The organism is Pseudomonas sp. IAC-BECa141, from assembly GCF_020544405.1.
Lineage (GTDB): Bacteria > Pseudomonadota > Gammaproteobacteria > Pseudomonadales > Pseudomonadaceae > Aquipseudomonas.
On the sequence record NZ_CP065410.1, the window covers coordinates 5950213 to 5963635 of the forward strand.

The window sequence follows — 13423 nt, forward strand, 5'->3', positions numbered from 1 at the left end:
CGAAGGGTTAGGCTGCGCGTTCATTTCGCCAGCACCCAGACAATGCTCCAACAATTTCTGCATGACTTCGGCTACTTTGCCCTGTTTCTCGGGACGTTTTTCGAAGGCGAAACCATCCTGGTGCTCGCGGGCTTCCTCGCGTTCCGTGAATACATGGACATCAAACTGGTGGTGGTCGTGGCGTTCTTCGGCAGCTATGCCGGGGATCAGCTGTGGTACTTCCTGGGCCGCAAACACGGACGCAAATTGCTGGCGCGCAAACCGCGCTGGCAGATGATGGGCGACCGCGCGCTGGAACACATCCGCAAGCACCCGGACATCTGGGTCCTGAGCTTTCGCTTCGTATACGGCCTGCGCACGGTGATGCCAGTAGCGATCGGCCTGTCGGGCTATCCGCCGGGACGTTATCTGCTGCTCAACGGTATCGGCGCCGCGATCTGGGCCACCGCCCTGGCCGCTGCCGCCTATCACTTCGGCGCTGTGCTCGAAGGCATGCTCGGCAGCATCAAGAAGTATGAGTTGTGGGTGCTGGGCGCACTGCTGGTGCTCGGCCTGGGCCTGTGGCTGCGCCGCCGGTTCAAGAATGCCCGGCTGGCGAAAAAGGTCTACGAGGAAGAACAGGCCGAGCAACTGGCCAAGGCCGAACAGCACAAAGCCGACATGGCCAAGGCTGCCGACCCTAAGACGCCAGCCGAGTAAGTCGCTGGCGGCAGCAATACAGCCCGATGCCGCTGAGCAGGCTGTAACTGAGCAGGCCGACCCATATCCCCGGGCTGGCCGGCCACAGCCCGACCAGCGGCGCCAGCCACACCAGCGGCAGGTTCGATGCCAGCCGCAGCGCTTCCAGCCTTCCCGCCCACGGGCGATTCTCCAGGGCCACGCCCAACACGAACAGACCGAACGCCACCGCGCTCCAGCCAAGCAGCAATGCAGCGGTGGACAGACTGTGTTCCAGATTCATCAGGTAACTGCCCAGCGCCACGTACACGCCGAACTGCAACCCCACGTACCACTGCCGACGGCTGTCCAGCGCCACCTCGAATTTGCGGAACTGACGCAGGTCCGGCTTGCTCATCGGGTACTTCGCCGCGACGTCCGCTGGACGCCATCCGGTGCGCATGAACCAGATCCTAATTTTGTCCCACGTGCGCTCGGCCCGACGCGCGTCCTCCCACAGCTGCGCGTAGAACTGCAGGTTGGCCCACAACGGATTCCAGCTCGCCAACGGCGTGGTCACGCCAAAAATCACCGGTTCATTGTCGTCCTCTTCCTGGAACGAGCCGAACAGACGGTCCCAAATAATGAACACCCCGCCGTAGTTGCGATCCATGTAGAGAGCGTTCTGTGCATGGTGGGCCCGATGATTGGACGGCGTGACGAAGCACCACTCGAACCAGCCGAGCTTGGGAATATGCCGGGTGTGGACCCAGAACTGATACAGCAGATTCAGCGCCGCAACACTGACGAACACCAGCAGCGGCACACCGAGTACCGCCATCGGCAGGTAGAAAATCCAGCTCAGCAGAAACCCGGTGCTGGTCTGGCGCAAGGCGGTGGAAAGGTTGTAGTCCTCGCTCTGGTGATGCACCGAATGCGCGGCCCAGAGGATGTTGCGTTCATGGCCCATGCGATGCAGCCAGTAATAGCAGAAGTCATAGAGAACAAAGGCCAACACCCACACCCAGACGCTGTCCGCAGGCAACCTGACCAGCGCCAGATGCTCAAGGGCAAACGCATAGGTCACCAGGCCAACACCCTTGGTCAGCAGGCCGGTGGTGGTCGACAACACGCCGGTGCTGATGCTGTTCACCGCATCGGCCAGGCGATAGTTGCTCACCCCGCGCCAGCGGTCGGCGATGAGCTCGGCCGCCATCAATACGAAGAAAAACGGCACCGCATACAGAATGAAGTTCATGACGTGCCCTGGTCGAAATCTGTAGCACAGATCCTAGGTGTAGCCGCGGCTGCACCCTATGGCAACGAGCGACAAATTAGTGGACATTTAACGCCATGAATCTGGAGAGAAACCCATGAGCAAAAAAGTTGCAGTGATCTTGTCCGGTTGCGGCGTGTACGACGGCGCCGAGATCCAAGAGAGCGTCATCACCCTGGTGCGCCTCGACCAGCGCGGCGCTCAGGTGCAGTGCTTCGCCCCGAACATCGCGCAATTGCATGTGATCAACCACCTGACCGGTGAAGAAATGCCCGAGTCGCGCAACGTGCTGGTGGAATCGGCACGCATCGCCCGGGGCAACGTCAAGGACCTGCGCGAGGCCGATGTCGAGGACTTCGATGCACTGATCGTGCCCGGCGGTTTCGGTGCAGCGAAGAACCTGTCGAACTTCGCCAGCGAAGGCGCCGGCTGCACCGTACAGCCGGAAGTGCTGGCGCTGGCCGAAGCCTTTGCCGAAGCGGGCAAGCCTGTCGGCCTGATCTGCATCTCGCCCGCGCTGGCCGCGAAAATCTATGGCCCGGGCGTGACCTGCACCATCGGCAACGATGCCGACACGGCCGCCGCCATGAACAAGATGGGCGCCACCCACGAAGACTGCGCGGTGACCGACATCATCGAAGACAAGGCGCGCAAACTGGTGACGACCCCGGCGTACATGCTGGCGCAGACGATCAGCGAGGCGGCTTCGGGGATTAACAAGCTGGTGGATCGGGTGCTTGAGCTGACCCACGAAAACGACGCCTGACCGGCGATAGCGATCGTTCCCACGCTCCGCGTGGGAATGCAGCCTTGGACGCTCCGCGTCTGCCTTGCAACGGCGGTGAGGCTGGGACGCGGAGCGTCCCGAGAGGCATTCCCACGCAGAGCGTGGGAACGATCAACGTTCAGGTTTTGCGGGTGAGCCTGGTGAGGATCCGATCCAGCGCGTTGGCAAACGCCTGCTTCTCCCGGTCACCGAACGGCGCCGGCCCGCCGCTGACCTGGCCCTGCTCACGCAGATCGGTGAACAGGTTGCGCGTCGCCAGCCGCTCAGCCATGTTCTGCGCGTCGAACTCCTTGCCTCGCGGGTCCAGCACCGCCACACCCTTCTTCACCAGCCGGTCGGCCAGCGGGATGTCGCTGCAGATCACCAGTTCGCCCGGCACCGCGTGTTCCACCAGATAATCATCCGCCGCATCCGGGCCACTCGGCACCACGATCAGCTTGACGATCGCCAGCGCCGGTTTGCTCTGCGGCTGCCCCGCCACCAGCACCACCTCGAAGCGGCGCTTGAGGGCAAACTTCACCACCAGCTCTTTAGCCATCTTCGGGCAGGCGTCGGCATCGATCCATACGCGCATCATCTCAGGCCGCCACCCGGCGCTTTTCCGCCACCCGGCTGCGACCGTAGAGCACGATGATCGCCGCAATCGCCACGGCCTGCGCCGTCAGCGAATAGGCATCGGCGTGAATCCCCAGCCAGTCGAAATCGAAGAACGCCACCGGCCGGGTGCCGAAGATCCCGGCTTCCTGCAACGCCTTCACGCCGTGGCCGGCGAATACCACCGACAACGCGCAGAGCAGCGCTGCGTTGATGCTGAAGAACAGCGTCAGTGGCAGTTTTGCCGAACCGCGCAGGATCACCCATGCCAGACCGAACAGCAGCACCAGTGCCGTCGCGCCACCGGCGAGTACCGCGTTATGCCCGGCGGGACCGGCCTGCAACCACAGGGTTTCGTAGAACAGGATCACTTCGAACAGCTCGCGGTACACCGAGAAGAACGCCAGGATCGCGAAGCCGAAACGCCCGCCGCCACCGACCAGGCTCTGTTTGATGTAATCCTGCCAGGCCGCCGCGTGGCGACGGTCGTGCATCCACACGCCAAGCCACAACACCATGACACTGGCGAACAGCGCCGTGGCGCCTTCGAGCAGTTCACGCTGGGAGCCGCTGACATCGATGACATACGCCGCCAGCGCCCAGGTGCCAAGGCCCGCCAGCAGCGCCAGACCCCAGCCGATGTTGACGCTGCGCACCGCCGATTGCTGGCCGGTGTTGCGCAGGAACGCGAGGATCGCCGCCAGCACCAGAATCGCTTCCAGACCTTCGCGCAGCAGAATCAGCAGGCCGGAAATGTAGCTCAGCGACCAGCTCAGACCGTCGCTGCCCAGCAGACCGGCAGATTCCTTGAGTTTGGCCTTGGCCGCGTCCAGACGCTGCTCGGCCTGCGCCACCGGCAAACCGTCCTGCAGCGATTGCCGATAGGCCATCAGGGATTTTTCGGTGTCTTTACGCACGTTGGCATCGACGTTGTCCAGCGAGCTTTCGACCAGTTCGAAGCCTTCCAGATACGCCGCCACCGACAGGTCATAGGCTTGATCGTGCTCACCGGCACGGTACGCCGCCAGGCTCTTGTCCAGCGTCGCGGCGGTGTAGTCGAGCAACTGCGCAGGGCCGCGCTTGACCTGCGGCGGCTGCGCCCGTTGCACGCGGAAGATCGCAGCGGCGTCAGCGCCCTCGGCAGCCTGCACTTCGGCCGGAGTCTGACGGGCAAGGTCGGCGATGTTGTAGGTCTTGTCGGATTTGGCCGTGGCCGGATCGGCGCTGAACTGTGCGATATAGGTCGCCAGGTCCCAGCGCTGACGATCATCCAGTTGATCGGCGAAGGCTGGCATGTCAGTGCCTTCGACGCCCTGACCGAGGGTGCTGTAGATCGCGTACAGACTCAGGTGATCCATCCGCGCGGCGTCGCGCAGATTGGCCGGCGCCGGCGTCATGCCAAGGCCCGCCGGGCCGTCACCGGCACCCGTGTCGCCGTGGCACACCGAGCAGTTTTGCGCGTAGAGCGGCGCGCCACGGATCGGATCAGGCGTGATGATCGGGGCCTGGCTGACTTCATAAGCCACCGCCAGTTTCGCCCCCAGTTGCCGGGCCTGACGGGCCACGTCCGCGCCGTCCTGTTTCGCCGTGATGGCGGCGTGCAAGGCAGTGACACCCTGTTCCAGCGCCGCCTTGTCAGGTTTGGCCGGCAGGCCGGCGATCAGCCCTTGCAGCACTTGGGTGAATTCCAGCTGCTCGCGGTATTCACCGTCGTCGATGACCTTGCCAGCCTGCACCGTCGGCGGGTAATCGGCGCTGATGTAATCGAGCAGGTGCAGCGCTTGCGGTGCGCCTTCCACGGTGTCGGCCAGCAGATTGAAGCTGCTCAGCGCGCACAACGGGAACACCAGCCAGGCCAGAAATCGGGACGCGGCAGTCATGAATGAGTCTCAAGTGGAAATGCGAAGTTACATATTGTTCACGTCGAGGGAGCCTGACTCAAGCTTTCTCTCCAATCGCCGGCACTTGGCCATCGCCCGCCCATATAATCCGACACCTCCCGCCTTACTGTTCAAGGAAGAGCTGCACTCCATGCGCCAATGCCTGCTGTTCCCGATGTTAATCGGCACGCTCCTGCTACTTAGCGGATGCGCCGCTTACCGCAATTACGACCTGGAAATGCAGCAAACCAACGACCGGCTGATGCTCGGCGACTATCAGGGCGCACTGGATGTGCTGGAGTGGCACAACCCCTGGGAAGACAAGGACCTGCTCTACTACTTCGAGAAGGGTTCGATTCTCAGCTTCGCCAACGCACGCCCGCAGAGCCAGAAAGCCTGGCGCAGCGCCGACCGGATGGTGTTCCAGCGCGAAGAAGCCGTGCCTTCCGCACCCATGAAGCTGCTCAACCGGTTTGCCTATGAAATGGGCACCATGCTGGTCAACGACAAGCTCAGTCGCTACGAAGGCTATGACTACGAAAAAGTCATGCTGACCACACAGATGGCCCTCAACCAATTGGGTGAAAGTGATTTCGACGGCGCCCGGGCAGACATCAAGAAGACCCACGAACGTGAAGCACTGATCGCCCGCCAGCGGGAGCGCCAGTATGAAGAGCTCGAGGAACAGGCCAAAGCTCAAGGCATCGTCGTGCAATACAAGGATCTGCAGGGCTATCCCGTCACTACCCTGGATGCGCCGGCGGTGATTGAACTGAAAAACGGTTACCAGAGTGCTTTCAGCCATTACCTGGCCGGGTTCACCTATGAAGCGCTGGGTGAACGGGATCTGGCCGCACCGGGTTATCGCCAGGCGATCGAGTTGCGCCCAAACACGCCCTTCCTCGAACAGGCGTTGCGCAATCTCGACAAACCGCCGGCCAAGGATGATGAAAGCGATGTTCTGATCGTCGTCCAGAGCGGTCTGGCGCCGGCCCGCAGCTCGGTAACGGTGCCGATACCGGTGCGGCTCAATGAAAATCTGGTCATTACCGCGCCGATCTCGTTTCCCATTCTGGTGCCGGACACCGTCACACCGGCGTTCGACCACATCCTGGTGGATGGCCGCAAGCGGCGGCTGACCATGATCAACAGCGTTACCGACATGGCATTCCGTACGTTGCGCGACGACATGCCGGCGATCATTTCCCGGGCGATGTTCCGCGCCAACATGGCCGCCATTTCCCAGGCGCAGGAAAACGAGCGCAATCCGGCCAAGGCCTCGCTGGTCGTCACCGAGCACGATCCCTTTGAGGAGGCCGATACCCGAACGTGGCGCACGCTCCCCGACAAGACACTGGTGGCACGCATTCGACTGAAGAAAGGCGATCATCGATTCAATGCGCCCAATGCGCCCGGAGCGTCATCGGTCATCCTGCGCATCGACCGCGATCACCAGTTGGTCAACCTGCGAGTTCTGAGAGATGTCGCCAACGTAATCGGCAATGCCAGATTGCCGGATAAGTAATGGCACCTAACTAACCGGTGCAATTAAAAAGCTATTACATAGCCAGCATCGCCCGCTTATAATGCCGCGCCCCCGCTATCGCGATGCGGCATTAAAGCTCCTCTTTTTATGAGGAATTGGCAGGAGGCCAATGCCACTGTCGATCGGTCCCAGCAGCCCGACCCGCACCCGAGGCTGTCGCTACTCATGGAAGAAGTACCCCATGGCATTCCGCGCTCCCACTCTGATCGCGCTCAGCGCCGTCACCCTGCTGTCCGGCTGTTCGGCGTTTCGCAACTACGATTCCGAACTGGCCCAGACCAACCAGCAACTGGCTACCGGCAACGTCGACGCCGCCCTGACCCTGCTGGAAAAGAACAACACCGGCCCGGACAAGGACCTGCTCTATTACTTCGAAAAGGGTGAACTGCTGCGCGCCAAGGGCGATCTGTCCGGCAGCCAGAATGCCTGGACCAGCGCCGACCAGGTGGTGGGCAAGTGGGAAGACTCGGTCAAGCTCGACACCGACAAGTACCTGGCCCAGTTCGGCAGTTTCCTGGTCAACGACAAGGTGCGCCGCTACGAAGGCTACGACTACGAAAAAGTCATGCTGACCACGCAGATGGCCCTGAACCTGCTGGCGGTCAATGATTTCGACGGCGCCCGTACCGCAATCAAGAAGACGCACGAACGTGAAGCGGTGATCGCCGACCTGCGCGACAAGGAATACCTCAAGAGCGAAGAGGAAGCCGAAAAAGAAGGCATCAAGACCGAGTACAAGGACTTGCAGGGCTATCCGGTCGCCAGCCTCGACGCGCCGGAAGTGGTCGGCCTGAAAAACAGCTACCAGAGTGCGTTCAGCCACTACCTGGCCGGTTTCGTCTATGAAGCCCTGGGCGAGAAAGACCTGGCTGCGCCGGGCTATCGCAAGGCTGCCGAGCTGCGCCCGAACACCCCGCTGCTGGAGCAGGCGCTGGTCAACCTCGACAAGCCGGTCAAGAGCGACGACAGCGACATCCTGATCGTGGTGCAAAGCGGTCTGGCGCCGGCCCGCGATTCGATCCGCGTGCCGTTGCCGCTGCCAATCTCCAACAACGTAGTGATCACCCCGCTGTCGTTCCCGATCATCAAACCTGACACCTCCACCGCGACCTTCGCGCAGATCGGCGTCGATGGCCAGCAGGTCGACCTGACCGCACTGAACAGCACCACCGCCATGTCCCGCCGCGCGCTGCGCGATGACATGCCGGGGATCATCCTGCGCACCACCGTGCGCGCGATCACCAAAGGTGTGGCGCAAAAGAAGATCAACGAAACCAACCCGCTGGCCGGTCTGGCGGTCGGTATTTCTTCAGCTGTGCTCGAAGGTGCCGATACCCGTACGTGGCGCACCCTGCCGGACACCACACAAGTGGTCCGTCTGCGCCTGAAAAAGGGTGAGCACCAGGTTACTCTGCCGAGCGCCGTCGGGGGCTCTCAGGTCAAGGTGACCGTCGATCAGCGTTACCAGGTGATCACCCTGCGCGCCGTCGGCAATCAGGTGTTCGCCGCCGGCCTCGCCGCCCACGTCACCCCGAGCGCTGGCGCCACCGCCGTGGCCAGCCTCAAACAACCTTAAGAACGGAGTCTTTGCATGCGCCTCAAACTCATCGCCGTCGCCGCCTTCGCCCTTCTGGCGAGCGGCTGCGCCACCCCGCCACCGCCGGAGCCGGGCAGCGCCGCGAGCAAGGTCGTGGCCATGGGCCCGCAGAAACACATCGTGATCGGCGCGATGCGCGTGGCCCGCGAAAACGGTTTCATGACCGTCAACGTGCAGTTGAGCAACACCCTCAACAGCAACAAGACGTTCTACTACCGCTTCGCCTGGCTCGGGCCGGAAGGGTTCCCGATCGCCGAAGAAGAAGTCTGGAAGAGCCAGATGATGTACGGCGCCCAGACCAGCTTCATCCAGGGCATTGCCCCGACGCCGAAAGCCGTGGACTTCCGTCTGGAACTCAAGACACCTTAAGCCCGACACCCTATTTCCGATTCAGAGACCATTCCCATGTTTGCACGCTTTTCCTTCATCGCCGTCCTCGCCCTGCTGGCCTCCGGTTGCGCCAACACTTCGCCGACCCTGGGCAGCAAGAACATCAGCTACGGCGACACCAAGGCCGTTGAAACCGTGACCAACGAGTTCGGCTCCACCGACCTGCAGATGATCGCCGAATCGATGACCCGTTCGCTGGCCCAGTCCGGCATCCTGCAGGGTCGCCCTGTGGTGCAGGTCTACGACGTGAAGAACAAGACCAGCGAATACATCGACACCCGCGAAATCACCACCAGCATCAAGACCCAGCTGATGAAGTCCGGCACCGCCCGCTTCGCCAGCGACAACACTGCGATGCAGAGCCAGGTCGACCAACTCAAGCTGCAAAATCAGAGCGGCCTGTACAAGAAGAGCACCGTGGCCAAGACTGGCAACATGATCGCCGCCAAATACCGTCTTGAAGGTTCGATCAGCTCGATCGTCAAGCGCAGCAGCGACTACAAGGACGTCTTCTACAAATTCAGCCTGCAACTGATCGACGTTGAAAGCGGTCTGGCGGAGTGGATGGACGAAAAAGAGATCCGCAAAACCACGGAGCGTTAATCGATGCGCGCATGGATTGGCATGATGGCCCTGGCTTGCGCGTTCAGCGTGCAGGCGGCCCCGAAAGTCGCGGTGACGGATCTGGCGTACCAGGAACGTGTGGAGCAATACATCCACATCGTTTCGGCACAGAACAATTACCGCGAAGGTTATTACAGCGCCAGTGGGTCTTCGAGCTACAACGAGCTCGAAGCCACCACCAGCTACATCGAACAGACCGAACTGCGTAAATTCACCGGTGACATCAAGGGTGAAATCCTGCGTACCGGCATGTTCCAGCTGGTGCAGGGCACGCCGTACACCGCGTCCTCCAAGGGTGACGTCTACGACGTGATCAAGCGGATCAAGGCCGGCAACTTCAAGGGTGCCGATTACGTGCTGTTCGGCACTGTATCGGACATCGACTTCACCCAGGACGTGAACGAGCTGGCGAACACCGACAGCTACTCCGCCGTGCTGGGCCTGACGCTGGTGGCTGACTTCAGCCTGATCAACACCAAGACCTACGAAATCACCTCGGCGTTCACGGCGATGGGTGAAGCGCAGGACACCAAACTGGTGAACCACCGCGACATCAAGATCTCGCTCAACCGCCCGCGGGTGGTGCGTGACGTGTCGAAGGCGCTGGGCGAAGACGTGGCCGGGCAACTGAGCATGCAGCTCGGCGGTGGCGGTTACGAGCAGCCGCGTGAGCCGCAGCAACGTAACAATCTGCCGCGTGATACGGCGCCAGTGATTCTGCGCTGATTAACAGTCGGAAACGAAAAAGGCGACCTGCAAAGGTCGCCTTTTTTGTGCCTGTACGCTTTACGCAGCAGCTTTGCGCAACGTCGCCATGAACGCCGCGGCGCCAATGAACAGCCCGGCAAACGTGCGGTTCATGCGTCTCTGCTGAGTCGGTGTGCGCAACAGGCGCAGCACCTTCGAAGCCAGACCGGTGTAGCCGGCCATGACGATCAGGTCGACCGCAATCATGGTCACGCCGATCACCACGTACTGGATCAACAGCGGCGCATGCGGATTGATGAACTGCGGCAGCACCGCCAGCATGAACACCAGGGCCTTGGGGTTGCTGATGTTCACCAGAAAGCCACGGAACACCAGGGCCAGCGGTTTGCCGATCGGCCGGACCGCCGCGTCGTCACTCATGTCCATCGGCAGTGCGCGCCACTGCTTGATCGCGAGATAAACCAGGTAGGCGACACCGAACCATTTGATCGCGTGGAACGCGGTGGCCGAAGCGGTGAGAATCGCGCCGACACCGGCGCCGACGATGGCGATCTGCACAGCCAGGCCGATCTGCAGGCCCAGGGCATTCCAGTAGCCGCGCCAGAAACCGTATTGCAGGCCGCTGGACATCGACGCAATGGCGCCGGCGCCCGGAGAAAGGCTGATCACCCAGCAGGCGGCAAAAAACGCCAGCCATGTTTGAAGCTCCATCGCACACCTCGACTTCGGACTCGTGACAATCCTCAAAGCTAATGCGGATTTGGCTGGATGACTACCGATTTTTTGCAGGATGTTGCGGCCGCCGACCAACGTGGCCGGCGCGCGATCACTTTTCGAAACCGCTGGACGGGAACACATCCGTGCCGCGCCAGCGTCGCACCGAACGCTGGAAGAACAGGCTGTTGGGCACTTGCACCATGGCGCTGCCGGTGCCGAGTTCTTCGGCTTCGATCAAGGTGGTGTAGAGCAGATTGATCGCTACCACCCGACCTTTGACGCCGGGCTTGTCGGTGGTGTCCACCAGTTCGACCACGTCGCCGAGACGAAACGGACCGACGGTGAAGATCAGAATTGCGCAGAGCAGGTTCGACAGCACGCTCCACATCGCGAAAAAGGCCACCGCGGCCACCGCGACGAAGCCCGACAACGCAGTCCAGAGCACCGTGGCCGAGACTCCAAGGCGTTCCAGCACGAAGATCAGCGCACTGCCCATGATCAGCCAGCGCAGACCGCCGCGCAGCGGCATCAGCAGCTGCGGCGGGAACGGATACTTCTCGCCCAGGCGGGTCAGGAATCGGGCGACGACACGCTGGGCGAAGTAGCCGGCCAGCAGGATCAGCAGAATCTGCACGCCGAGCCAGATCGGCTCGACCCACATGGCCGGCAATGGAAGTTTGAAGGCTTCCATCAGGACAACGCCTCCAGCTCCGCCTGCATGCTTTCCAGCGTTTCCAGGGCTTGCATCCACGCTTCTTCAAGTTCGCCTTCGCGGACTTTCAGCTTGGCCTGCTCGGCCAGCAGGTCACGCAATTCGCTCTTGCGCGCCGGCTCGTAGATGTCGCTGTCGCCAAGGCTGGCATCGACCTTCGCCAGCTTCTCGTGCAGCTTGCCGAGCTCGGCTTCGAGCTTGTCAGCCTCGCGCTTGTGCGGCGCCAGTTGCTGACGCAACGCAGCGGCGGCCTGACGCTGGGCCTTCTTGTCAGTCTTGTCCGGATTGACCGGCGTGTTGCTGACCGGGGCGTTGCGCTGGCGGTATTCGACCAGCCAACGAGCGTAATCCTCGAGATCGCCGTCGAACTCTTCGACCTTGCCGTCCGCGACCAGGAAGAAGTTGTCGGTGGTGCTCTTGAGCAGATGCCGATCGTGGGAAACCACCAGCACCGCACCACTGAATTCCTGCAACGCCATGGTCAGCGCCAGGCGCATTTCCAGATCCAGGTGGTTGGTCGGTTCGTCGAGCAGCAACAGGTTCGGCCGTTCCCAGGCGATCAGCGCCAGGGCCAAACGGGCCTTTTCGCCACCGGAGAAATTCAGCACCGGCTCGTCGATCCGCGCACCGCGGAAGTCGAAACCACCGAGGAAGTCGCGCAGGGTCTGCTCGCGCTCGGTCGGCGCCAGACGCTGCAAGTGCAGCAACGGGCTGGCCTTGGCATCCAGAGAGTCGAGCTGATGCTGGGCGAAGTAGCCGACCACAGTGTTCTCACCGCGAGTCAGGCGCCCGGCCAGTGGTTCGAGTTCACCGGCGAGGTTTTTGATCAGCGTGGACTTGCCTGCACCGTTGGGGCCGAGCAAGCCGATTCGCGCGCCGGGGGTCAGTTGCAGCTTGACCTTCTCCAGCACGGTTTTCTCGCCATAACCCAGGCGCGCATCAGACAGGTCGATCAGCGGGCTGGAGATCTTGGTCGACTCGCGAAACACGAAGTCGAACGGCGAATCGACGTGGGCCGCCGACAGTTCCTCCATCCGCTCCAGCGCCTTGATCCGGCTCTGGGCCTGACGGGCCTTGGTGGCCTGGGCCTTGAAGCGGGCGATGTAGCTTTCCATGTGCGCACGCTGCGCCTGCTGCTTCTCGTAGGCCTGTTGTTGCTGGGCCAGACGCTCGGCACGGGCGCGCTCGAACGCGGTGTAGCCGCCACGGTAGAGCGTCAGCTTGCGCTGATCGACGTGGGCCACATGATCGACCACTTCATCGAGGAAATCCCGGTCGTGGGAAATCAGCAGCAAGGTGCCGGGGTAACTTTTCAGCCACTCTTCGAGCCAGATGATGGCGTCGAGATCCAAGTGGTTGGTCGGTTCGTCGAGCAGCAGCAAGTCTGATGGGCACATCAAAGCCTGCGCAAGGTTCAGACGCATCCGCCAGCCACCGGAGAAATCTCCTACCTGACGATCCATCTGCTCGTTGGTGAAACCGAGCCCGGCGAGCAACTTGCGCGCTCGCGCATCGGCGGTGTAACCATTGGCGCTGTCGAGTTCGGCGTGCAGGCGCGCCAGCGCGGTGCCGTCGTGGGCCTCTTCGGCTGCCGCGAGCTCGCGCTGCACTTGGCGCAGACGCAGGTCACCGTCGAGCACATAGTCGACCGCCAGGCGTTCGAGCGTATCGACCTCCTGGCGCATGTGGGCGATACGCCAGTCGGCCGGCAGCAGACAGTCGCCCGAGTCCGGGTGCAACTCACCGCGGAGCAAGGCGAACAGGCTGGATTTGCCGGCGCCGTTGGCACCGATGAGGCCGGCTTTCTGGCCGGCGTGCAGGGTCAGCTCGGCGTCTTCTAGCAGACGTTGCGGGCCACGCTGTAAAGTCAGGTTCTGAAGTCGGATCATAATGGCGGCGGAGTCTACCAGCTTCCCCCGCAACTGGCGCGAGTAG

General features: G+C 62.1%; 13 protein-coding genes. 7 read left to right on the plus strand and 6 right to left on the minus strand.

Annotated features, from left to right (window positions below):
- Positions 1-42 precede the first annotated feature (42 nt).
- Positions 43-699, plus strand: coding sequence for a DedA family protein (locus I5961_RS27325; protein WP_085702345.1), 657 nt, complete (start codon positions 43-45; stop codon positions 697-699).
- Here the strand turns inward: I5961_RS27325 and I5961_RS27330 are convergent.
- Positions 680-1915 (minus strand): sterol desaturase family protein, encoded by a 1236-nt coding sequence (locus I5961_RS27330; protein WP_085696881.1) that lies wholly within the window; start codon positions 1913-1915, stop codon positions 680-682. The two genes, I5961_RS27325 and I5961_RS27330, sit on opposite strands and share 20 nt — an antisense overlap.
- A 115-nt stretch (positions 1916-2030) precedes the next feature.
- Between I5961_RS27330 and elbB the strand changes: the two genes are divergently transcribed.
- Positions 2031-2699 (plus strand): isoprenoid biosynthesis glyoxalase ElbB, encoded by a 669-nt coding sequence (elbB, locus tag I5961_RS27335; protein ID WP_227233864.1) that lies wholly within the window; start codon positions 2031-2033, stop codon positions 2697-2699.
- Positions 2700-2838: 139 nt separating this feature from the next.
- Here elbB and I5961_RS27340 read toward each other — a convergent pair whose 3' ends face one another.
- Together I5961_RS27340 and I5961_RS27345 are read right to left on the minus strand one after the other, a co-directional pair.
- Entirely contained in the window at positions 2839-3294 is a 456-nt protein-coding gene (locus I5961_RS27340) for a YaiI/YqxD family protein (protein WP_227235640.1), read from the minus strand.
- Positions 3295-3298: 4 nt separating this feature from the next.
- On the minus strand, positions 3299-5194 hold the full coding sequence (locus I5961_RS27345) for an FTR1 family protein (protein ID WP_227233866.1): 1896 nt from the start codon (positions 5192-5194) through the stop codon (positions 3299-3301).
- A gap of 151 nt (positions 5195-5345) precedes the next feature.
- Here I5961_RS27345 and I5961_RS27350 point away from each other — a divergent pair, with 151 nt between their 5' ends.
- From I5961_RS27350 to I5961_RS27370, 5 genes are all read left to right on the plus strand, one after another.
- The gene (locus tag I5961_RS27350; protein WP_085696878.1) at positions 5346-6719 is read left to right on the plus strand and encodes a COG3014 family protein; all 1374 of its coding nucleotides are present in this window, start codon (positions 5346-5348) and stop codon (positions 6717-6719) included.
- Positions 6720-6921: 202 nt separating this feature from the next.
- Positions 6922-8316: a COG3014 family protein gene (locus tag I5961_RS27355; protein ID WP_085606055.1), complete on the plus strand. Its 1395-nt coding sequence runs from the start codon at positions 6922-6924 to the stop codon at positions 8314-8316.
- A 15-nt stretch (positions 8317-8331) separates the two neighbouring features.
- A complete protein-coding gene (locus I5961_RS27360) occupies positions 8332-8706 on the plus strand; it encodes a YcfL family protein (RefSeq protein WP_227233868.1) in 375 nt (124 codons plus the stop codon).
- Positions 8707-8742: 36 nt separating this feature from the next.
- Positions 8743-9330: a penicillin-binding protein activator LpoB gene (lpoB, locus tag I5961_RS27365; protein WP_007951848.1), complete on the plus strand. Its 588-nt coding sequence runs from the start codon at positions 8743-8745 to the stop codon at positions 9328-9330.
- 3 nt (positions 9331-9333) lie between these two features.
- Positions 9334-10077 carry a penicillin-binding protein activator LpoB gene (locus I5961_RS27370; RefSeq protein WP_085696875.1) on the plus strand — a complete coding sequence of 248 codons (744 nt, stop codon included), beginning with the start codon at positions 9334-9336 and terminating at the stop codon, positions 10075-10077.
- A gap of 60 nt (positions 10078-10137) precedes the next feature.
- On the opposite strand, the gene I5961_RS27375 is transcribed toward I5961_RS27370, so the two are convergent.
- The 3 genes from I5961_RS27375 to abc-f form a co-directional block, all read right to left on the minus strand.
- Entirely contained in the window at positions 10138-10770 is a 633-nt protein-coding gene (locus I5961_RS27375) for a LysE family transporter (protein ID WP_064600316.1), read from the minus strand.
- A gap of 115 nt (positions 10771-10885) precedes the next feature.
- Complete coding sequence (locus tag I5961_RS27380) at positions 10886-11467, minus strand: mechanosensitive ion channel family protein (RefSeq protein WP_011336505.1); 582 nt, start codon at positions 11465-11467, stop codon at positions 10886-10888.
- Positions 11467-13377 (minus strand): ribosomal protection-like ABC-F family protein, encoded by a 1911-nt coding sequence (gene abc-f / locus I5961_RS27385; protein ID WP_227233870.1) that lies wholly within the window; start codon positions 13375-13377, stop codon positions 11467-11469. Before abc-f ends, I5961_RS27380 begins: the two co-directional genes overlap by 1 nt.
- Positions 13378-13423 lie beyond the last annotated feature (46 nt).

What these genes read in the sequence shown, in the direction of transcription:
- I5961_RS27325 (WP_085702345.1), top strand. Translation starts at nt 43, where the DNA reads ATGCTCCAACAATTTCTGCATGACTTCGGCTACTTTGCCCTGTTTCTC.
- I5961_RS27330 (WP_085696881.1), bottom strand. Translation starts at nt 1,915, where the DNA reads ATGAACTTCATTCTGTATGCGGTGCCGTTTTTCTTCGTATTGATGGCG.
- elbB (WP_227233864.1), top strand. Translation starts at nt 2,031, where the DNA reads ATGAGCAAAAAAGTTGCAGTGATCTTGTCCGGTTGCGGCGTGTACGAC.
- I5961_RS27340 (WP_227235640.1), bottom strand. Translation starts at nt 3,294, where the DNA reads ATGCGCGTATGGATCGATGCCGACGCCTGCCCGAAGATGGCTAAAGAG.
- I5961_RS27345 (WP_227233866.1), bottom strand. Translation starts at nt 5,194, where the DNA reads ATGACTGCCGCGTCCCGATTTCTGGCCTGGCTGGTGTTCCCGTTGTGC.
- I5961_RS27350 (WP_085696878.1), top strand. Translation starts at nt 5,346, where the DNA reads ATGCGCCAATGCCTGCTGTTCCCGATGTTAATCGGCACGCTCCTGCTA.
- I5961_RS27355 (WP_085606055.1), top strand. Translation starts at nt 6,922, where the DNA reads ATGGCATTCCGCGCTCCCACTCTGATCGCGCTCAGCGCCGTCACCCTG.
- I5961_RS27360 (WP_227233868.1), top strand. Translation starts at nt 8,332, where the DNA reads ATGCGCCTCAAACTCATCGCCGTCGCCGCCTTCGCCCTTCTGGCGAGC.
- lpoB (WP_007951848.1), top strand. Translation starts at nt 8,743, where the DNA reads ATGTTTGCACGCTTTTCCTTCATCGCCGTCCTCGCCCTGCTGGCCTCC.
- I5961_RS27370 (WP_085696875.1), top strand. Translation starts at nt 9,334, where the DNA reads ATGCGCGCATGGATTGGCATGATGGCCCTGGCTTGCGCGTTCAGCGTG.
- I5961_RS27375 (WP_064600316.1), bottom strand. Translation starts at nt 10,770, where the DNA reads ATGGAGCTTCAAACATGGCTGGCGTTTTTTGCCGCCTGCTGGGTGATC.
- I5961_RS27380 (WP_011336505.1), bottom strand. Translation starts at nt 11,467, where the DNA reads ATGGAAGCCTTCAAACTTCCATTGCCGGCCATGTGGGTCGAGCCGATC.
- abc-f (WP_227233870.1), bottom strand. Translation starts at nt 13,377, where the DNA reads ATGATCCGACTTCAGAACCTGACTTTACAGCGTGGCCCGCAACGTCTG.